At 63.8% G+C, this 19,692-nt stretch carries 17 protein-coding genes; 7 read left to right on the top strand and 10 right to left on the bottom strand.

Translation table 11 applies throughout. The features are described 5' to 3' along the window. The first annotated feature begins 20 nt into the window (after positions 1-20). A complete protein-coding gene (locus tag RS897_RS35785; RefSeq protein ID WP_315833374.1) occupies positions 21-980 on the top strand; it encodes an alpha/beta fold hydrolase in 960 nt (319 codons plus the stop codon). Positions 981-1,034: 54 nt separating this feature from the next. Beyond that, positions 1,035-2,033 (top strand): dienelactone hydrolase family protein, encoded by a 999-nt coding sequence (locus RS897_RS35780; protein WP_315833373.1) that lies wholly within the window; start codon positions 1,035-1,037, stop codon positions 2,031-2,033. 75 nt (positions 2,034-2,108) lie between these two features. On the opposite strand, the gene rpmG is transcribed toward RS897_RS35780, so the two are convergent. The 10 genes from rpmG to leuC form a co-directional block, all read right to left on the bottom strand. Next, positions 2,109-2,276 carry a 50S ribosomal protein L33 gene (rpmG, locus tag RS897_RS35775; protein WP_315833372.1) on the bottom strand — a complete coding sequence of 56 codons (168 nt, stop codon included), beginning with the start codon at positions 2,274-2,276 and terminating at the stop codon, positions 2,109-2,111. 175 nt (positions 2,277-2,451) lie between these two features. After that, the gene (locus tag RS897_RS35770; protein WP_315833371.1) at positions 2,452-2,925 is read right to left on the bottom strand and encodes a DUF2867 domain-containing protein; all 474 of its coding nucleotides are present in this window, start codon (positions 2,923-2,925) and stop codon (positions 2,452-2,454) included. Between the two features lie 53 nt (positions 2,926-2,978). Further along, positions 2,979-4,304, bottom strand: coding sequence for an LLM class flavin-dependent oxidoreductase (locus tag RS897_RS35765; protein ID WP_315833370.1), 1,326 nt, complete (start codon positions 4,302-4,304; stop codon positions 2,979-2,981). Positions 4,305-4,359: 55 nt separating this feature from the next. After that, positions 4,360-5,109, bottom strand: coding sequence for an NUDIX hydrolase (locus tag RS897_RS35760; protein WP_315833369.1), 750 nt, complete (start codon positions 5,107-5,109; stop codon positions 4,360-4,362). A gap of 29 nt (positions 5,110-5,138) precedes the next feature. Continuing rightward, entirely contained in the window at positions 5,139-5,618 is a 480-nt protein-coding gene (locus RS897_RS35755) for a DUF983 domain-containing protein (RefSeq protein ID WP_315833368.1), read from the bottom strand. A gap of 3 nt (positions 5,619-5,621) precedes the next feature. After that, on the bottom strand, positions 5,622-8,000 hold the full coding sequence (gene rnr / locus RS897_RS35750; protein WP_315833367.1) for a ribonuclease R: 2,379 nt from the start codon (positions 7,998-8,000) through the stop codon (positions 5,622-5,624). 240 nt (positions 8,001-8,240) lie between these two features. Beyond that, the gene (topA, locus tag RS897_RS35745; protein ID WP_315833366.1) at positions 8,241-10,988 is read right to left on the bottom strand and encodes a type I DNA topoisomerase; all 2,748 of its coding nucleotides are present in this window, start codon (positions 10,986-10,988) and stop codon (positions 8,241-8,243) included. Positions 10,989-11,254: 266 nt separating this feature from the next. Continuing rightward, positions 11,255-12,592, bottom strand: a complete 1,338-nt coding sequence (locus RS897_RS35740; RefSeq protein ID WP_315833365.1) for a GDSL-type esterase/lipase family protein — start codon at positions 12,590-12,592, stop codon at positions 11,255-11,257. A 139-nt stretch (positions 12,593-12,731) separates the two neighbouring features. Continuing rightward, positions 12,732-13,385, bottom strand: a complete 654-nt coding sequence (leuD, locus tag RS897_RS35735; RefSeq protein WP_315833364.1) for a 3-isopropylmalate dehydratase small subunit — start codon at positions 13,383-13,385, stop codon at positions 12,732-12,734. Between the two features lie 7 nt (positions 13,386-13,392). Further along, complete coding sequence (leuC, locus tag RS897_RS35730) at positions 13,393-14,802, bottom strand: 3-isopropylmalate dehydratase large subunit (RefSeq protein WP_315833363.1); 1,410 nt, start codon at positions 14,800-14,802, stop codon at positions 13,393-13,395. Positions 14,803-14,909: 107 nt separating this feature from the next. On the opposite strand from leuC, the gene RS897_RS35725 reads away from it, so the two are divergent. The 5 genes from RS897_RS35725 to RS897_RS35705 all read left to right on the top strand — a co-directional run bounded on the left by RS897_RS35725 (position 14,910) and on the right by RS897_RS35705 (position 19,688). Continuing rightward, positions 14,910-15,707: a GntR family transcriptional regulator gene (locus RS897_RS35725; protein ID WP_315833362.1), complete on the top strand. Its 798-nt coding sequence runs from the start codon at positions 14,910-14,912 to the stop codon at positions 15,705-15,707. Positions 15,708-15,749: 42 nt separating this feature from the next. Next, entirely contained in the window at positions 15,750-16,976 is a 1,227-nt protein-coding gene (locus RS897_RS35720) for an ABC transporter substrate-binding protein (protein ID WP_315833361.1), read from the top strand. Between the two features lie 104 nt (positions 16,977-17,080). Next, positions 17,081-17,950, top strand: a complete 870-nt coding sequence (locus RS897_RS35715) for a branched-chain amino acid ABC transporter permease (protein ID WP_315833360.1) — start codon at positions 17,081-17,083, stop codon at positions 17,948-17,950. 11 nt (positions 17,951-17,961) lie between these two features. Further along, complete coding sequence (locus RS897_RS35710) at positions 17,962-18,933, top strand: branched-chain amino acid ABC transporter permease (protein WP_407654589.1); 972 nt, start codon at positions 17,962-17,964, stop codon at positions 18,931-18,933. Beyond that, positions 18,930-19,688, top strand: coding sequence for an ABC transporter ATP-binding protein (locus RS897_RS35705; protein WP_315833358.1), 759 nt, complete (start codon positions 18,930-18,932; stop codon positions 19,686-19,688). Before RS897_RS35710 ends, RS897_RS35705 begins: the two co-directional genes overlap by 4 nt. The last annotated feature ends 4 nt before the right edge of the window (positions 19,689-19,692 follow it).

Raw genomic sequence — 19,692 nt, 5'->3', positions numbered from 1 at the left:
GCGGAGAAGGGAGGGGACCGATGTACAAGCTGCTGTTGGGACTGCTGGGCCTGCTCACTGCGGCCGCACTCGCTCCCGTGGTCATCATCGTGTTCAGCGCACCGATAGCTCCGCCGGCCATGGCCTCCGTGGCGACCAGCCGGCCAATCATCACGGACCTTCCGGCACCCCGACACTTTCAGGCGCGGGACGGCGCCAGCCTGCAATACTATGCCTATCCCGCCGGCACGGACAAAGTCGCCGTTCTGATCCACGGCTCGGCGTTTCCCGCCACCAGCATGCATGCCCTCGCGCAAGCGCTGCACGCCGCGGGCATCACGGCTTATGTGCCGGATATTCGAGGCCACGGCGGTTCGGGCCGGCGCGGCGACATCGATTACATCGGACAGATCGATGACGATCTCGCTGATTTCGTCGCCCAGCTTGGGCCGGCCAGGAGCGGCGAGATCCGCACACTCGTCGGATTCTCCGCCGGTGCCGGATTCACCGTTCGTTTTGCCGGCGGTCCCTATGGCCTGCTGTTCGACCGCTATGTGTGTCTTGCTCCGATCCTGCCGGGAGCGCCGACCTTGCGCCCGAGTGCCGGCGGCTGGACCAGCATCTCCCTCCCGCGCGTCATGACGATCGCGTCGCTCGATCGCCTGGGCATTCACTGGTTCGACGGATATCCCGTCCTCAGCTACGCGGTGTCTCCGGAGATGTCGTCATCGGTGACGGCCAGCTACTCTTACCGGCTGTCGCTGAATTTCGGCGCCGGGCGCCAGTACGAAAGCTATCTCAGACATATTCGCCGGTCGGCTGTGGTGCTTGTGGGAGAGGCCGACGAGCAGGTGATCGCGGATCAGTTCGCGCCCCTGATGCGGCGCCTTGGGCTGAACATTCCAGTCACGGTGGTGCCGCGCATGAAACACGCCGACATGATCAGGGCGCCCGAAGCGTTGCAGGTGGTCGCCAGTGTGATCGCGCCACGGACGGAGTGAACCGCAACCTCCATCCATGGTCGTCTGCACGACCTACAAAGCAAGGGATGCCCCATGTACCAGATGCTCTGCGTCCTGGTGGCGACGCTCGTCTATGGAACGGCGACAGCGCATTGCCAAAGCGCTCAAGCCGGGGTGACCGAGGTCACGTTTCAATCGTCCACGTACGGCGACTTTCGTCAGCTTTTGGCGCGGGAGCCCGCAACCACAACGGTGACGATTCACGCGTCGCTGGGCTTTCCGGACCAGAAAAAGGATCGCTATCCTGTTGTTATTGTCGTTCACACGATCAGCGGCTATCGCGATGCCAATGAAGGTTATGTCGCCGCCGAGCTGCGCAAATCAGGCTTTGCGACTCTGACCTATGACAGCTTCGCCGCCCGCGGAAGCTCGGGGGCGGAGATGTCGGCGTCCCCGGCCTATTTGATCGCCGGCACGGCGGATGCCTACGCCGCGTTGCGGCGGCTGGCGAGCGATCCCAGGATCGACGCCGATCGCATCGCCATCATGGGGTTCTCGTTTGGCGGAGAGATCGCTCATATGACAGCCTTCGCGTCGCTGCGATCGGCGCTCGATCCCGGTCCGCTGCGATTTGCCGCCCATGTCGCCTTCTATCCCGCCGGCAGCTTTGGTGTGATTGCCGACCACGGTGCCTACACCGGATCGCCCGTGCTGATGCTGCTCGGCGAAAAGGACGACAATCTGCCTCTGGCGAAGATCGGAAGTTATCTGGCCTACGCGCGGGCCGCGGGCCATCCGGCGCCGATCGAAACCGTGACCTATCCGGGTGCTTACCATGCGTGGACGGTTTCCAGCCTGGGGCCTTTGCGCTTCTACCCGCAGTACGTCAGCACGAAAAAATGTCCGCTCATTCTGCTGGGGCCGAACCGGCCGCTGTTCCTCAGCGGCGATCAGACCAAGCCGTTCGACCCGAATTCCATCGGTGTCTGCATGGCTGAAGCTCCCGGATATTCGATGGTGTTCGATGCGGCGGTCCGCGACCAGTCGATCACTGACGCGGTGCGGTTTCTGCAACGAAGCCTGCGACCGTAGAGCATCTCGTGTGCCCAAAAACAAAAACGGGGCCCAGAGGCCCCGTTGCTTCGCTCGCATCGATCTGCGGCGTGATTACTTGATCTTGGCTTCCTTGAACTCGACGTGCTTCTTGGCGACCGGATCGTACTTCTTCTTGACGAGCTTGTCGGTCATCGTGCGCGAGTTCTTCTTGGCCACGTAGTAGAAGCCGGTGTCGGCGCTGGAAACCAGCTTGACCTTGATGGTGACCGCTTTGGCCATGGCGAAACCCTCGAATGCCTGAACGTGGTATCTGAAAATGAGAAAAGCGGGCCAGCCACGCCGGACCCGCGTTTGGGCGGCAAACTAGCCGGGAACGCCGCAAAGTCAAGCTTTTGTGCGGGGAAAAACCCGCGTTTTCAGCGGCTTGGCCGTAAAAGCGGGTGTTTTCAGGCCCTTAACCCCGGGGAAGAAGGATCTGGCGCATCATCCGGGGCACGATCAGCCGGTGGAACGGCAGCACCAGCTGCAGGTAGATTCGGCCGGGCAGATTGTGGGTCCGCACCAGGGTGGTCCCCGTGATGGCGCCGGTGCCGGGCGCGGATATCACCAGCCGGAAATCCAGATGCTTGTCGTCCATTCCCAGCACCACCTGTCCCGGTGCCTCGCTCACAAGGGGAAACAGGCCGATGCGGCGGCCGCCGCGCGGCAGGGGCTCATGGCCGCTCTTCAGGCCGAACGGAGCCACCAGGGCATTACGGACGGTGATCAGTGCCGTGATCCAGCTGGGAATGCCATTCATGACGCGCTCGGCCGCAGTCATCGCATCGAGGCCGGGCTCGGTGGTCTGCAGGCGAAAGGCATCGGCGAAGTCGGCGCCCTGCAATGCGTCGAAGCATTGCGGATCAGGTGAAACGGATTTCGCCAGCATCTCGACCTCACATCGTCAGATGGATGAAGTTATAGCCCAAATGGCGGTTTGCCTCAGCGAAAAAATTGGTTCTTCGGCCGCGGCAGTCCCAGGTGCTCGCGCAATGTGGTGCCTTCATAGTCGCGACGGAAGATGCCGCGCCGCTGCAGCTCCGGCACCACCTTGCCGACGAAGTCGTCGAGGCCCTCGGGCAGATACGGGAACATGATGTTGAAGCCGTCGCTGCCTTCAGTAACCAGCCATTCCTCCATCTGGTCGGCGATGGTTTTCGGCGTGCCCATGAACTTCAGTCCGGAATAACCGCCGAGCCGGCGCGCGAGCTGGCGCACCGTGAGATTGTCGCGTTTGGCGGCTTCCACCACGCGGGCGCGGCTGGTCTGGCTGGCGTTGGTTTCGGCAATCTCCGGCAGCGGGCCGTCGGGATCGAAGCCGGAGGCATCATGTCCGATCGCGATCGAGAGCGATGCGACGCCGCTCTCATAATGCACCTTGCTGTCGAGCACTGCGAGTTTTTCGCGCGCCTGCTCGTCGCTGTCGGCAACCAGCACGAACGCGCCGGGCAAGATCTTGAGGTGGTCGCGGTGGCGTCCGAGCTTATCGAGGCGTCCCTTGACGTCGGCGTAGAAGGCTTGGCCGGCGGCGAGATTGGCCGAGGCGCCGAAGATCACCTCGGCGGTCTCGGCCGCAAGCTGCCGGCCGGCTTCCGACGCGCCGGCCTGCACGATCACCGGCCAGCCCTGTATCGGGCGGGCGATGTTCAGCGGGCCACGCACCGAAAGATATTTGCCCTTGTGATTGAGAGTGTGCATCTTTGCGGGATCGACAAACAGCCCGCTCTCGACATCGCGCACGAAAGCGTCGTCGGCGAAGGAATCCCAGAGCCCAGTGACGACGTCATAGAATTCCCGCGCGCGGGCATAACGCTCGTCATGCTCCATATGGTCGTCGAGGCCGAAATTCAGCGCCGCGTCCGGGTTCGAGGTGGTGACGATATTCCAGCCGGCGCGACCGCCGCTGATATGGTCCAGCGAGGCGAACCGGCGGGCGATGTGATAGGGCTCGTCGAAAGTCGTAGAGGCGGTGGCGACCAGGCCGATCCGCTCGGTGGCGCCGGACAGCGCCGAGAGCAGGGTGAAGGGTTCGAATGACGTCACGGTGTGGCTACGCTTGAGCGCATTGATCGGCATGTTCAGCACGGCCAGGTGGTCGGCCATGAAGAACGCATCAAATTTTCCACGTTCCAGCGTCTGGATGAAACGTTTGAGATGCGTCAGGTTGAAATTCGCGTCGGGAAACGCGCCGGGGTAACGCCACGCCCCGGTATGAAGGCTGATCGGACGCATGAACGCGCCAAGGCGCAGCTGCTTTTTTTCGGCCATCGATCAATTCCCCCGACACCATGAGCCAAACCGGCGTGGGGATTGATCTAGGGCGTCAGGCGTCCGGCGCAAGGGTATCCATCTGCATCGCGCCACCGTACCAGTGAAAGAACGGGATCGGCGCGTCGTGGCGCAGGGGGCCAGTGGCCAGCCGCTTGTCGAGCTGGTGCAGCACCGCCTTGGTCATGTTGTGCGCGGCCGCCAGCGGCTCCGATCCGATTTCCACCCACACCAGTTCGACCAGTTCGGCGTCGGCGTGGATGACGTTGGGAACGCGATGGGTGATAGCGGACGCCTCAGCCGAGAAGAAGCGCGTATCGAAACGCCGCACGCGTCCGGGCGGGGTGATGGCGCGTGCAATCAGAAACAGGCTGGACGGATCGGGAAGTAGACCTTCCTCGGCAAAGGGCTTCCAGGCGCCGTCGAGTTTCGCGGACCTGGCGGCGTCGCTCTTGCGTCCGAGGCAGAGCCCGGTCTCTTCGCAGGCCTCACGAATGGCCGCCACCGCCAGGGCCCGTGCGCGTGAGGGCGCGATCTTCGGGCTGCCGCGCATCAGGCTGGCTTCGAGTTCGGCCGGAATCGGTGCAGCGACCGGAATGCGGTTGTCGGATTTGTCGACACGCCCGCCGGGAAACACATACTTGCCTGGCATGAACACGACCTTGTCGTGACGCCGGCCGACCAGCACCTTCGGCTTTGGTCCGCTGCGATCGATCAGGATCAGCGTCGCTGCATCCTTCGGCCGGAAGTAGGGATGACTGTCGTCTTCTTTTTCACCCTTGAAGAAAGATGTTGGTGCGTTCATTCCCTGCCTTTTATTTTTGTCTCGCGGAATTATGTCGGCGCCGCACCACCCGCGCCGGAATTTCCGTCGGCCTCGCCCTCGAAGCCATGCATCCGGAACGCCCATTGCAGTGCGACAACCGCGCCTTTGACAGGTTGCAGCAGAGCAAGCGACGCCACAAGCGTCAATGGCAGATAAACCGCGAGTTGCAGGCCGACCGGTGGCGCATAGTCGGTCTCGATCCACAGCGCCAGCGGCACGATGATGTGACCGACAATGACAATGACGAGATAGGCGGGCAGATCGTCGGCGCGGTGGTGGCTGAAGTCCTGGCCGCACACCGAGCAGTTGTCAGCGACCTTCAGGAAGGCACGAAAGATCTTGCCTTCGCCGCAGCGCGGGCAGCGGCCGCGAAAGCCGCGCCGCATCGCCTGCCACACATCGCGCTTCGGCTGCACGGAGTCGTTCGCTGTCCAGGCCTTCGGCTCCGAAGTCGCCACTGCATCTTGAGTCAATGCATCCTGAGCCATGACTTATCCCTTCTTGCCTTTCTTCGGCTTGCCCTTGCGCGATGGATGTCGGCCGGGTTTGCCCTTGCCGCCCTTGCGCTTGCCCGAGTCCTTGTAAGGAGCTTCCTTGTGAGGACCATCCTTGCGAAACACGCCGCTTGCGGGATCGGCTTTGTGGCCGCGATCCGATCGTCGGCCCCGTGTTAATATAGTGCCTTCGGACAACAGTTCAAAGCGCAACGCGCCGGCGACTGGGGCAGCTTCTACCAGACGAACTTCAACCACGTCACCCAGACGGTGCATGGCTCCGCTGCGCGAGCCGATCAGGGCGTGGCGCGTTTCGTCATAATTATAATACTCGCTGCCCAGCGTGCGGATCGGAATGAGACCGTCGGCACCGGTGCCAGTCAATTTTACAAACAATCCGGCGCGCGTAACCCCGGAAATCCGCCCCTCGAAGGTTGCGCCGACGCGATCGGCCAGGAAATGCGCAATCAGCCGGTCGGCGGTCTCTCGTTCCGCCTTCATGGCGCGGCGTTCGGTGAGCGAAATGCCTGCGGCAATTTCACTCAAGGTCTCCACCGTTTCGGTTTCCGGCAGGGCGCCGGCGCCAAGCCCCAGCGCGCGGATCAGGCCACGATGCACCACGAGATCGGCGTAGCGGCGGATCGGCGAGGTGAAGTGGGCGTAGCGCCGCAGGTTCAATCCGAAGTGGCCGTAGTTTTCCGATGCATATTCGGCCTGCGATTGCGAGCGCAGCACAACCTCGTTCACCAGCGGCTCCGCGTCATGTCCCTTCACTTGTGCCAGCACGCGGTTGAACATCGCGGGACGCAACGCGCCGGACTTGGCGAAGTTCATGTCCAGCGTTTTCAAAAACTCCTGAAGGTTGTGCACCTTCTCGGTGGTCGGCTCGTCATGCACGCGGTAGATCAGCGGCAGCGCTTTTTTCTCCAGCGTCTCCGCCGCCGCCACGTTGGCGAGGATCATGAATTCCTCGATCAGCCGATGCGCGTCGAGGCGCTCCGGCGTCACCACGCGATCGACGGTACCATCCGCCTTCAGCAGGATCTTGCGTTCCGGCAAATCGAGATCGAGCGGATCGCGCTCGTCACGCGCGCGCTTGACGCAGGCATAGGCCGCGTACAGCGGCTCGAGGATCGGTGTCAGCAGCGGGCCGGTGATATCGTCGGGCCGGCCGTCGATCGCGGCTTGTGCCTGGGCATAACTCAGCTTCGCCGCCGAGCGCATCAGCACGCGGTGGAAGGTGTGCGATTTCTTGCGCCCGTCGGGCGCGATCACCATCCGCACAGCGAGTGCGCCGCGCGGTTCGGACGGCCGCAGCGAACACAGATCGTTGGAGATGCGCTCGGGCAGCATCGGCACCACCCGATCGGGGAAGTACACCGAGTTGCCGCGCTTGAGCGCCTCGCGATCGAGCGCCGAGCCTGGCCGCACATAAAATGCGACGTCGGCGATGGCGACATTGACGATGAAGCCGCCGCGGTTGTTGGGATCGCTGTCCGGCTCCGCATGCACGGCGTCGTCATGGTCCTTGGCGTCCGGCGGATCGATGGTGACGAGGGGCACATCGCGCCAATCTTCGCGGCCCTCCAGCGTTGCCGTCTCGGCGCTGTCAGCCTCGCGCAACACGTCTGCCGGAAACTCCTGCGGAATCTCGTGCGCATGGATCGCGATCAGGCTGACCGCCTTTTCGGTCTTCAGTGATCCCAGCCGTTCCTTGACCCGGCCCGCGGGCAGGCCGTAGCCGCGCCCGCGCAACAGGTCGACACTGACGAGATCGCCGTCCTGCGCGCCGCCGCGATCGGCTTCCGCGATCGCGAGTTCGCGTCCTGCCTGTTTCTTGTCGACGGGGATGAGGCGCCCTCCGCCTTGTCGGCTTGTCGGTGGGTTGGCGCGGTAGATGCCGAGCACGCGATGTCTCGCCTGATCCAGCACCTTGATGACGCGGCCGCGATAGGCGGCATCATCGTCATCCTCGAGCTTGTCGATGCGCAGCAACGCCCGATCGCCGACACCGACGGCGGTGCCGGGTTGCGGGTGGCGCGGCAGATAGAGCCGGATTTTCGGTGGTTCGCCGTCCGCCTCGTCCCATTCGGCGGGGGAGGCGATCAATTCGCCATCCGCATCCTTGCCGGTGACATCGGCGACGATGGTCGGCGGCAGCGTTGCGTTGTCGTGGAGCGCCTTGCCCTTTTTGGCGATGACGCCGGTTTCGCGCAAGTCGCGCAAAATGCGTTTCAATTCAACGCGGGCGGCATTCTTGAGCCCGAATTCGCGGGCGATTTCGCGGGTCCCGACCTTGCCGGGTTGTGCGCGAATAAACGCAACGATGCTGTCCCGGCTCGGGAAGGCATCGGCTGCGTCATGTGGTTTCTTCAATGAGTCTTTGTCTTTCGTTTGTTTGGACATGACCCCACAACCGATTCCCGATTGTGTGGATCATGCCTCATTTTAATGGTTGCGCATGCGGGAACATGATCATGTTAACCGTCATCCTGAGGTGCGAGCGAAAGCGAGCCTCGAAGGATGTACGGCCCGTGACGCCCGGGCCCGTCGCCCTTCGAGGGCCATGCTGCGCATGGCCACCTCAGGATGACGGGATAACTTCATTTCATCCCGCTAGCCGCGGGCCTTGCCGGCGGCTTTCTTTGCGACAGGTTTGGGGGCCGCCTTGACGGCCTTGGGTGCCGCGGCTTCCCGCGGTTTGGTCGCTTTGGTGGCGGCCTTCGCCTTCGCTGCCGGTTTGGCGGCCGGCTTCTTCGGCTCCGTGGAAGCGTCCGTTGCCGCAGCCTTGGCCGCGGCCTTTTTCGGCTTCGCGGCCTTCTTCGGCGCGGCGCGTTTGGCCTTGCCGCCGCCGCCCTTGGCCGCGCGTTCGTCGATCAGCGCAATGGCCTCGCCGATCGTGATCGTCTCCGGCGTCTTGTCGCTGGGGATCGTTGCATTGATGCCGTTGGCGGTCACATAGGCGCCGTAGCGCCCGCTCTTGACCGCCACGGTGCCGTGCTCCGGATGCTCGCCGATCGGCTTGCCCGGATCGGCGCCGAACCGGCGCTTGCTCGGGCCCTTGGCGATCTTGTCGGCGATCAGCGCCACGGCACGATTGAGGCCGATGGTGTAGACCTCGTCGCCGGCCTCCAGGCTGGCGTAGGTCTTGATGTGCTGCACGTAGGGGCCGAACCGGCCGATGCCGGCCTTGATCGGCTCGCCGTCTTCCGGATGCAGGCCGACTTCACGCGGCAGCGACAGCAGCTTCAGCGCCAGTTCGAACTCGACATCGCCGGGCGACATGCCCTTGGGAATGCCGGCGCGTTTCGGCTTCTCGTCCTCGCCATAGTTCTTCGGCTCGCCGAGCTGGATGTAGGGCCCGAACCGGCCGGACTTCACCGCGACGTCGAACCCGGTCTCGGGATCCTGGCCCAGCACGCGGTCGCCGCCACCTTCGCCGCTGGAGGCAAGGGGGCGGGTGTAACGGCATTCCGGATAATTCGAGCAGCCGACGAAGGCGCCGAACTTGCCGGCCTTGAGATTGAGCTTGCCGGTGCCGCAGGTCGGGCACTGGCGTGGATCGCCACCGTCTTCACGCGGTGCATAAATGTGCGGGCCCAGCATCTCGTCGAGCACGTCGAGCACTTCGGAGACGCGCACGTCCTTGATGCCGTCGACAGCCGCGATGAAGTCGCGCCAGAAATCCTTCAGCACCTCCTGCCAGGAGATCTCGTTGTTGGAGACACGGTCGAGCTGTTCTTCGAGATTGGCCGTGAAGTCGAACTCGACATAACGGGCGAAGAAATTCTCCAGGAAGGCGATGACGACGCGGCCCTTGTCCTCGCCGTACAGCCGCTTCTTCTCCAGCTTGACGTAACCGCGGTCCTTCAGCACCTGGATGATCGAGGCGTAGGTCGAGGGACGGCCGATGCCGAGCTCTTCCATGCGCTTGACCAGCGACGCTTCCGAGAAGCGCGGCGGCGGCTCGGTGAAATGCTGGTTCACCGCCAGCGCCTCGCGCTTCAGCGCTTCGCCCTCGCTCATGGCGGGCAGGCGGCGGCTGTCGTCGTCGTCACCGGCGTCGTCGATGCCTTCCTGATACAGCGCCAGGAAGCCGTCGAACTTCACCACCTGTCCGGTGGCGCGCAGTTCCAGTGTGCGGGCGCCGGCCTTGGCCGTGATGTCGACCGTGGTCCGCTCCAGTTCGGCGGATTCCATTTGGCTTGCGATGGTGCGCAGCCAGATCAGTTCGTAAAGCTTGGCCTGATCGGAATCGAGTTTCCCGGCCAGATCGCGCGGACGGCGCGACAGGTCGGTCGGGCGGATGGCTTCGTGGGCTTCCTGCGCGTTCTTGGCCTTGGTCTGATACTGGCGCGGCGCGCCCGGCACGTAATCCTTGCCGTAATCCTCGCCGATGACCTTGCGGGCCTCGGCGATCGCTTCGTCGGCGATCTGCACGCCGTCGGTTCGCATATAAGTAATGAGGCCGGTGGTTTCGCCACCGAGATTGATGCCTTCATACAGGCGCTGTGCGATCCGCATGGTGATCGCGGGCGCGAAGCCGAGCTTGCGGCTCGCCTCCTGCTGCAGCGTCGAGGTGGTGAAGGGCGCATAGGGATTGCGACGGGCGGGCTTGGCTTCCACCGTGGCCACGGTGAAGTTCGCGGCCTCGATTGCCTTTTTCAGGTCCTCGGCTTCCGCGCCGGTTCCGATGTCGAGGCGCTGGATCTTCTTGCCGTCGGCGCCGACCAGGCGGGCCTCAAAACTGTCGCCGCGCGGCGTCGACAGGGTGGCGAGCAGCGACCAGTATTCGCGCGGCACGAATTTTTCGATTTCGAGCTCGCGGTCGCAGACCACCCGCAGCGCGACCGATTGCACCCGGCCGGCCGAACGCGCGCCCGGCAGCTTGCGCCAGAGCACGGGGGAAAGGTTGAAGCCGACCAGATAGTCCAGTGCGCGGCGCGCCATATAGGCGTCGACCAGCGCACCATCGATCTGGCGCGGGTGTTTCATGGCGTCGGTGACGGCCTGCTTGGTGATGGCGTTGAAGACCACGCGCTCGATCGGCTGGTCCTTCAGGGCTCGCTTTTCCTTCAGGACCTCCAGCACGTGCCAGGAGATGGCTTCGCCCTCGCGATCGGGGTCGGTTGCCAGGATCAGCTTGTCGGCGCCCTTCACGGCGCGGGCAATGTCGTTCATCCGGCTGGCCGCCTTGGGGTCGACCTCCCAGATCATCTTGAAATTCGACTCCGGATCGACCGATCCGTTCTTGGCCGGAAGGTCCCGGACATGGCCGAAAGAGGCCAGAACCTCGTAGGAGGAGCCCAAATACTTATTAATCGTCTTGGCCTTTGCGGGCGACTCGACAATAACGATATTCATGTCTTTCCAATAACTTAAGGGGAGACAGCAGGCCGAGTCAGCGGGAGTCGCGCTGGCCGCATTGGCGGATACATGGGTAAATCGCCCCCCGCTGTCAAATGGACAAGCGGTGATCGCTTAACAGGGACGCAAGAGATCGGGGAATTTTCTGCTCTTTTTGTGCAATCAAAAGTAGTATTTTGCAACTTATAAGGGTTTTTACGACGGGCGCCAGATCGGCTGACAGGCGCCAACCCAGCGCACGATCGCGGATCGTCCACAAGCCTCTAGCGGCGGGCGGCTGGCCGAGGCTTCAGCAGGCTGAGATCGATCACCTGTCCCATCGCCAGGTAGCCGGTCCGGTTCGGATGCAGCTTGTCGCCGGGTCCGCCGGTGGTGCTGTCGGGCACGAATTCCGGCTTGAGACCGCCGGTTTGTGGATCGAGGGTCGCCTTGTCGAAATCGACGATCCCGTCGAACAGGCCCGACGTGCGGATGACCTCGTTCAGCGCCTTGCGTTTGTCGTTCTGCTCCGGGAAACCGTGCGCCGCGCTTGAACTGCCGAGCGCACTGACCACGGTGGCGCCGAGAATGGTCATGTCCGGCCGGCTGGCGCGCAGGCGGGCGACACTTCTTTTCAAGGCACCCGTCACGGTGTCGACCGAGGCGTTGCCGTTCCTGCTGAAGTCGTTGATGCCCTCCAGCCAGATCAGGGCGGAGATACCCGACAGCGCCAGCACGTCGCGATCGAGCCGCTGTTCGGCTGCGGGACCACCCGGAAACGGCTTCGACGCGCCATAGTCCGCCGGACCCGCGATCTGGTTGCCACCGATGCCGGCATTGATGACAGCGATGCGGTTGCCGTGGACCGCGCGCAGCCGGCGCGCCAGCACATCGGGCCAGCGGTCGTCGCCGTTCATGGTGGACGCCGTGCCGTCCGTGATCGAATCCCCGAAGGCCAGCACGGCGAAACTGTCCGCCGGCATGTTCATCTCGACGGCATCGATGAAGAACCAGGATGCGGTGGCGAAGGGGAAGGCGGCTTCGTCCTCCGTCTGTCCCTTGGCGCTGGCGCCGGGCTCGATGACAAAAGATGTCGTCAACGCTTTCGCGTGCCAGGTCATCGGGCCGCTGTCGCCGGCGACATGAAAACTCAGGGCCAGCTTGCGCCCGGCCCATTCGGCGGCATCGGGATCGCGGACAAAACTTAAAGTCACCGGATCGCTCCATGTCGACTGTCCTGCCGGCACGGTCACGCTGGCTTTGCCCGCGAACGTGACCGGACGGTTGCTTCCCTTCATCAGGGCCGCGCCGCCCAGCTGCAGTCCGACGAACGCGCCGTCGATGCTCAGCGGCTGCGTGCCGAACACATTGGTCACCCGGATCCTGGCCTGCCGCCCCCAGACGGATGGCCGCAGGATCAGGCGAAAGGTCTGGTCCCTGGCGCCGGTCGCCGCCGACGGAAACGCAAACTGCTGGTCCGGCTGGGCCGATGGATTGCCGACGGGATAGGGGCCCTGCGCCGAGCCCGCCCAGGTCGCGACCCATTTTTGGCTCGCGGCCAAGGCCGATTGCGGGCCGCCCATTAACAGCGCTGCGATGACAATAAGAATGAGCCCCGGCACGATGTTTCCCCGTTTCTTATTTATGGAAGTCACAGGCTATGGCAGTCGCGTATGCATGGCCAGCCAGATCAGATTCCAGCAGCACCATGCGCACGATCGCGGGTGCCGGCGCAGCGCGGGTCCCGATGGCGCGAGGCTGCTACCGGGTCTTCCCGCCCCGCGGGGCGGTTGGAGGAGGCACACCGGCAGGCTTCATCCAGGGACGCCGAATTTCGTCCTGTTCGGCGAACCGCGCGATGGTCCCCGCTTCGCTCCGGGTCATATCGATGTCGTCCCAACCGTTGAGCAACTGTTTCTTCCAGACCGGGTCGATGGCGAAGGTCACGACGAGATTGCCGACGGTGATGGTTTGCGCGCCAAGGTCGATCGTCAAGGGCCGGTGAGCGACCAGGTCATCGGCGCGCAACAGCCGCTCAGAATCTTCCTCGCTGATGTGAGCCGGGAGAACGCCGTTCTTGACTGCGTTGGAGGCAAAGATATCGCCGAAGCTCGACGCAATCACGACGCGGATGCCGTAATCGGCGAGTGCGTAAACCGCGGCCTCGCGGGACGATCCGCATCCGAAGTTGCGGCCGGCGAGGATCACTTCGCATCCGGACAGTTTTGGATCGTTCAAGGGAAATTGCGGCTTCGATGCACCGTCGGCGTCGAAGCGCAGGTCATGCAGCAGAAAGTTGCCGTAGCCCTCGGAGCGGGGGCGCCGCATGAAGCGGGCGGGGATCAATTGATCCGTATCGATATTGTCGATCGCCAGCTTGCAGGCGAGGGCGGCCATGGTGGTGAACGGACGCATCCGAAATCTACTCCCGGGCAAGGAGACGGCTATCGACGAGGTGACCGGCGACGGCGGCCGCGGCGACCATGGCCGGCGACATCAGGTGGGTCCGGCTGCCCCGCCCCTGGCGTCCCCTGAAATTTCGATTGGTGGTGGAGGCGCAACGTTCGCCGGCCGGGACCGTATCGCCATTCATCCCGACACACATCGAACAGCCCGAGGCGACCCATTCCAGCCCGGCGTCGCGAAAGATCCGATCGAGGCCCTCTTGCTCCGCCTGCTGCTTCACCGCCGACGATCCCGGCGACACCAGGCCCGGCACGCGCGAGCGCCGGCCTGTGAGGATGGCGGCGGCGGCGCGCAGGTCTTCAATCCGGCTGTTGGTGCAGGAGCCGATGAAAACCCGATCGATCTGGATCTCGTTCAGCGCCTGCCCCGGACGAAGATCCATGTAGCCGATGGCCTCTCGCGCAGCTTGGGCTTTGTGTTCATCGCCCATCCTCGCTGGATCCGGTACAGACCCGTCGATGGGAGCTGCCTGTTCCGGGCTGGTCCCCCAGGTCACGACAGGCGCGATCTCGCGCCCATCAAGCACGACCTCCCGATCGAACGCCGCGTCGGCATCGCTGGCCAGCAAGCGCCAGTCTTCGATGGCGCGCGCGAGATCATCACCCCGGGGAGCGAACGGACGCCCGCGCACATAGTCGAAAGTTGTTTGGTCCGGCGCGATCAGGCCGAGCCGTCCGCCGGCCTCGATGGAGAGGTTGCACAGCGTCATCCGGCCTTCCATCGACAATGCTGCGATGGCGTTGCCGGCGTATTCGATGGCGTGACCCTGCGCGCCGTCCGCGCCGATCCTTGCGATGATCGTCAGCGCGATATCCTTGGCGCCGGTTCCTGCGGGCAGTTGCCCATCCACGACAATCCGCATCCGCTTCGGCCGCTTTTGCCACAGGGTCTGTGTCATCAGCACATGTGCGACTTCCGAAGCGCCGATGCCGAAGGCGTAAGCGCCGAAAGCGCCGTGGGTCGAGGTATGGCTGTCGCCGCAGACGATCGACAGTCCGGGCAATGTCAGGCCCTGCTCGGGGATCGCGACATGAACGATGCCCTGGCGCTGGTCGAATTGACCGAACGACAAGATGCCGTGTTCATGGGCGTTGCGCTCCAATTGTTCGATCATGCCCGCCGCCTCGGTGTTGGCGGCGCTGGAGGCCGGCCGGGTCGGCACATAATGATCGGCGATTCCGAACGTCAAGTCGGGTCGTGCAAGTGTCGCGCCGCGAGTCCTGAGCTGATTGAAGGCGTGAAACGAGCCTTCATGAACAATGTGCCGGTCGATGAACAGCAGCGTCTGGCCATCCTCGCGCGTGGTGATGGCATGGGCATCCCAGAGCTTGTCGATAATCGTCATCGCCGGTTGACTGCGCGCCATGGTGCATCCGGGTTCGTGTCGCCTGTGTCCGGCCAGATCGAAGGGGCTTGCGGTATCAAGTTGTCTTATGCATTATACATTTAAATGTATTAGGAACAAGGTGCCGCATGGCCGGTGTCGAGCCATCAAAGACCCGACAAGTCTATCTGGTGCTGCGCGACCGGATCGCCGGTGGCCGGCTCGACCATGAGGGGACGCTGCCGGCCGAGCAGGCGCTGGCGGCCGAATATGGCGTGTCGCGTGTCACCGTCAGGCGCGCGTTGGCCGAGCTGGAGCAGGAGGGATTGATCGCCCGCCGCCGCGGCGCGGGGACGTTCGTGCTTGGCGCAGGCGGGGCCAAGCCGATCGTGGCGGATTTTTCCGACGTGCTGGCCAACCTGGTGGCGATGGGGCGTGAAACCGCGGTTCGGTTGCTTGCCTTCGACTATCGCGAGCCGTCGGCGGCGATTGCGTCCACGCTCAAGCTCGGCGCCGGTGAGAAGACCCAGTTCTCGGTGCGGGTCCGTCTGATCGACGGCCAGCCCTTCTCGCATTTGACCACCCACGTTCCCCAGCGCATCGGCCTGACTTACACCGAGGCTGATCTTGCCGCTCGCCCGCTGCTGTCCCTGCTGGAGCGCTCCGGCGTGCAGATCGAGCGCGCGACACAGGAAGTGACTGCGGTGCTGGCGACGCCCGACGTCGCGGCCGCGCTCGATGTCGAAGTCGGCTCGGCGTTGCTCGGCACGACGCGGACGGTTTTTGCCGCCGACGGCAGCGGCGTCGAGCATCTCAGCGCATTGTATCGGCCGGATCGCTACGCCTTGCACATGGAAATGGTGCGCACCGAAGCCGCCGGGGTGCGCCGCTGGGCCACCGTGCTGGCGCCGGCGGCTGGCGATCAGATCACCAGGAAAGCGTCATGATTTTGGTCCGCACATCGGCGGCAACAGGATGGAGAGAACAGTATGACAAAGACAGGTAGAACCGGTTTGTCGCGCCGCCGCCTCCTCAAGGGCGGTGCGGCTCTGGTCGCCGGAACCGTGGCGATGCCGGCCTATCTGCGGGCGCAGGGCACGACGGTCAAGGTCGGCATTCTGCAGCCGGTCACCGGTGCGCTGGCCTTCGATGGCGCGCAAGGCCAGATCGGTGCCGTGGCTGCCATCAAGGCGATCAACGACAAGGGTGGCATCAAATCGCTGGGAGGCGCCAGGCTGGAGATGGTGTTCGGCGATGCGCGCTCCACCCCCGAAGGGGGCACCGCGGAAGTCGAGCGCATGGCGGCAGAAGGCGTCGCGGCGATCGTCGGCGGCTTCGCCAGTCCGATCTGCCTTGCGGCAACGCAGGCGGCCTCGCGCTATGATCTCGGCTACATCGTCGATGTCGGCGTCTCGGACCAGATCGTCTCGCGCGGCCTGACCAACACCTTCCGCTTTGCGCCTGGCTTTGGCATCGTCACAAAGAGCGCGCTCGACAATCTGGTGACCATCAATGATGCCGCCGGCAAGCCGGCGAAGACCGTGGTCCTGGTGCATGAGGACGGCCTGTTCGGTTCGGGCCTTGCCAAGCTGATGCAGGCCGAGCTGCCCAAGCGCGGCTTCGAGATCCTCGACACCATCGCGCATCCGACGCCGGCACGCGACATGTCGAACGTAGCGCTGCAGATCCGCTCCAAAAATCCGGATCTCATCATCCCGTCGAGCTATTACGGCGAGTTCGTACTGCTGGCGCGCACCATGCAGCAGCAGAAGATCAAGCCGAAGGGGGTGTTCTGCGTGCTCAACGGCGCCGCGTCCAACTACCGCTTCGTCAAGGAATTTCCGGAAGCGGCTGAGAACGTCATGGACTGCAACCATTGGCACGATCCGCGCAATGCGGTGGCGCAAGCCCTGAAGAAGGAGGTCGAGGCGTCGGGTAAATTCTTCACCTACAACGTTTCCCTGAATTATTCCGGTGTCCTGCTGCTTGCCGATGCGATCGAGCGCGCCGCGTCCGCGGACCGCAAGGCGATCGTGGCGGCTCTGGCATCCTCGACCTTTGCCGGTCACATCATGCCCTATGGTCCGACCCAATTCGTCGGCGGTCAGAACACCGGTGCGGCGCCCGTCAACACCCAGGTTCAGGACAACGATATCAAGGTCATCTTCCCGTCGAGCTTTGCCGACGCGAAGCCGGCGTTCCCGGTCCCGGCCTGATCGTCTCAGCCGCATCGCGCAACAAGTCCGGTCGCCCGGGCTTTGTCGCCAATTCCGTCGCTCTCGCGAAGGGCCAGCAGGGGCCCAACAAGGCTTAAGGTTTCATGATGTCGCCCGATATACTGGCTGCCGCCGTGCTGAACGGCCTGATGTCCGGGGCGGTCTATGCGTTGATCGCGGTGGGGCTGACACTGGTCTACGGCGTGCTGCACATCATCAACTTCGCCCATGGCGCCATGCTGAGCGCGGCGATGTTCGCGGCCTATCTGGCGTTCCAGGCGGGGATCGATCCCTATGCCGCAATGGTGCCGCTGGCGCTGGTTTTTTTCGGGCTGGGCTATGGCTTGCAGCGCCTGGTGATCGGGCCCGCCAGCCATGGCGATGATCGAAACATCTTGCTCATCACCCTTGGATTGTCGATCGTCATCGAGAATTGTCTGCTTGCCGTCTTCAATTCCGATACCAGGACCGTCGATGTCGCCTACGGGTTTTCGACGTTCGACCTCGGCTTCACATTCCTCGCCGTGCCGCGTGCGGTTGCCTTCGGCGTCTCCTGCCTCGTCGCCGTCCTGCTCTGGATTCTGCTGGCACATACCGACACCGGCAAGGCGATCCGCGCGGTCGCCAGGGAAAAGCTTGGAGCGTCCCTGGCCGGCATCGATGTGGCTCATGTCTATGCGGTGACCTTCGGGCTCGGTGCGACATGCCTTGCCATCGCGGCGTGCCTGCTGCTGCCGACCTATTATGTGCATCCGCGCGTCGGCAACGTCTACGTGCTCGTGGCTTTCACCATCGTTGTACTCGGCGGCATGGGATCGATCCCCGGCGCCATCGCGGGCGGGTTGTTCGTCGGCGTCGTCGAGAGCCTTTGCGGCCTCGTGTTTGGTGAAAGCCTCGGTCAGCTCGGCATTTTCGTCATCTTCATCCTTGTGCTGCTGATCCGCCCGACCGGACTGTTCGGAGCCAAGGCATGAGCACGAAAGGCATGAGCACGGTCCGGGCTTACGGCGCGATTGCGATCACGGCCCTGCTGCTGGCGTTGCTGCCGGTGGTGGTCCAGTCCAACACGGTCATCAATGCGCTGGTCACGGCGATGATCATCGCCTTGGCCGGGCAAGGCTGGAATTTGCTGGCGGGTTACGGCGGGCAATTTTCCTTCGGCCATGCCGCGTTCTTCGGTGCCGGCGCTTACGGCAATGCGATTCTGCAAACCCGTTACGGCATCAATGCCTACGCGGCGATGCTGGTCGCGACGGCCATCGGTGCGCTTGTCGGTGCCATCATCGGCTATTTGAGTTTCCGATCGGGATTGCGCGGCTCCTATTTTGCCCTGATCACGCTGGCTTTCGCCGAGGTGTTCCGGATCGTCGCCAATGCCACACCGGCCACAGGCGGTGCCGCGGGCACCTTGATCAAGCTGCAGGTCGCTGCCGCGAACTTTCAGTTTGCGAGCCGGGCGTTCTATTTCTGGATCATCCTTGCACTGGTCATCGCCGCCATGCTGCTGATGCGCGGCATCGAGCGGAGCCGCTTCGGCGCCTACCTCGTTGCCGTGCGCGAGAACGAAAATGCCGCCGCGGCGCTCGGCGTCGATACGTTCGATGTCAAACTCCGGGCGATGACGCTGTCCGCGGCGATGACAGCGTTGGCGGGGGCCTTCTATGTTCAGTATTTCCTGTTCGTCGATTCCTCGATCGCCTTCGGCACCTGGATTTCCGTCGAGGCGCTGCTGGCGCCGATCATCGGTGGATTGGGCACCGTGTTCGGGCCGTTGCTTGGCGCCCTCGCGCTGCATTTCCTTGGCGAACTCGCCAAAGCCGTCGCGGGCCGGGTTCCCGGCATCGATCTGGCGCTGTTCGGTATCCTGCTGGTGCTGATCATCGCCTTTGCGCGTGATGGATTGCAGGGGCTTCTCAGCAGGTTGTCTCGGTTCTGGCGTACCCGGAGACCGGCATGATGGCTCCGCTTCTCAGTGTCGCCAATGCCAGCAAGCGGTTCGGCGGTCTCCTGGCCGTCGACAATGCCAGCCTGATGGTGAAAGCCGGCGGCATCACCGGTCTGATCGGGCCGAACGGCGCCGGCAAGACCACGCTTTTCAGCCTGATCTCCGGATCCGAGCCGCCGACATCGGGCTCGATCACCTTTGACAAGGCGGAGATATCACACCTGTCGCCCCATCGCAGGGCGTCACTCGGGATCGCGAGGACGTTCCAGATCGTCCAGCCGTTCGCCGGCCTGAGCGTGCGTGAGAACATCGCCGTCGGCGCCTATCTGCACTGCCATCGCCGCGACGAGGCGATGGATCGTGCCGCTGCGATTGCCGCGCGCGTTGGTCTGGCAACCCGGCTGGAGGCTCCGGCCGCCGGGCTCACGGTGTCTGCGCGCAAACGCCTGGAATTGGCCCGCGCCCTGGCGATCAGACCGCGCCTGCTGCTGCTCGACGAAGTTCTGGCCGGGCTGAACCCCTCCGAGGTGCGCGATATCATTCCCGTCATCAAGGCGTTCGTCGCCGACGGCATCACCATCCTCATGGTTGAACACGTCATGCAGGCGGTGATGAGCCTGTGCGATCACGTCTATGTTCTGGCCGAAGGCCGGATGATTGCCGAGGGCACCCCGGCCGAGGTGACGCGCGAGCCGAAGGTCATCGAAGCCTATCTCGGGCCGGGCGCTGCTGCGCGGATCGCGTCGGAGGCGACCAGCCATGGCTGAGGCT

The sequence above is a fragment of the Bradyrhizobium prioriisuperbiae genome, assembly GCF_032397745.1.
In the GTDB taxonomy this organism is placed as follows: Bacteria; Pseudomonadota; Alphaproteobacteria; order Rhizobiales; family Xanthobacteraceae; genus Bradyrhizobium_A; species Bradyrhizobium_A prioriisuperbiae.
This window is presented reverse-complemented; position numbering and strand designations above follow the sequence as displayed.

Excerpts from the sequence above, each read along its gene's own strand:
- RS897_RS35760 (WP_315833369.1), bottom strand. The coding sequence starts at position 5,109 with ATGAACGCACCAACATCTTTCTTCAAGGGTGAAAAAGAAGACGACAGT.
- RS897_RS35710 (WP_407654589.1), top strand. The coding sequence starts at position 17,962 with ATGAGCACGGTCCGGGCTTACGGCGCGATTGCGATCACGGCCCTGCTG.
- RS897_RS35765 (WP_315833370.1), bottom strand. The coding sequence starts at position 4,304 with ATGGCCGAAAAAAAGCAGCTGCGCCTTGGCGCGTTCATGCGTCCGATC.
- RS897_RS35780 (WP_315833373.1), top strand. The coding sequence starts at position 1,035 with ATGTACCAGATGCTCTGCGTCCTGGTGGCGACGCTCGTCTATGGAACG.
- leuD (WP_315833364.1), bottom strand. The coding sequence starts at position 13,385 with ATGCGTCCGTTCACCACCATGGCCGCCCTCGCCTGCAAGCTGGCGATC.
- RS897_RS35755 (WP_315833368.1), bottom strand. The coding sequence starts at position 5,618 with ATGGCTCAGGATGCATTGACTCAAGATGCAGTGGCGACTTCGGAGCCG.
- RS897_RS35720 (WP_315833361.1), top strand. The coding sequence starts at position 15,750 with ATGACAAAGACAGGTAGAACCGGTTTGTCGCGCCGCCGCCTCCTCAAG.
- RS897_RS35770 (WP_315833371.1), bottom strand. The coding sequence starts at position 2,925 with ATGCTGGCGAAATCCGTTTCACCTGATCCGCAATGCTTCGACGCATTG.
- RS897_RS35715 (WP_315833360.1), top strand. The coding sequence starts at position 17,081 with ATGATGTCGCCCGATATACTGGCTGCCGCCGTGCTGAACGGCCTGATG.
- RS897_RS35725 (WP_315833362.1), top strand. The coding sequence starts at position 14,910 with ATGGCCGGTGTCGAGCCATCAAAGACCCGACAAGTCTATCTGGTGCTG.
- RS897_RS35785 (WP_315833374.1), top strand. The coding sequence starts at position 21 with ATGTACAAGCTGCTGTTGGGACTGCTGGGCCTGCTCACTGCGGCCGCA.
- leuC (WP_315833363.1), bottom strand. The coding sequence starts at position 14,802 with ATGGCGCGCAGTCAACCGGCGATGACGATTATCGACAAGCTCTGGGAT.
- topA (WP_315833366.1), bottom strand. The coding sequence starts at position 10,988 with ATGAATATCGTTATTGTCGAGTCGCCCGCAAAGGCCAAGACGATTAAT.
- rpmG (WP_315833372.1), bottom strand. The coding sequence starts at position 2,276 with ATGGCCAAAGCGGTCACCATCAAGGTCAAGCTGGTTTCCAGCGCCGAC.
- RS897_RS35705 (WP_315833358.1), top strand. The coding sequence starts at position 18,930 with ATGATGGCTCCGCTTCTCAGTGTCGCCAATGCCAGCAAGCGGTTCGGC.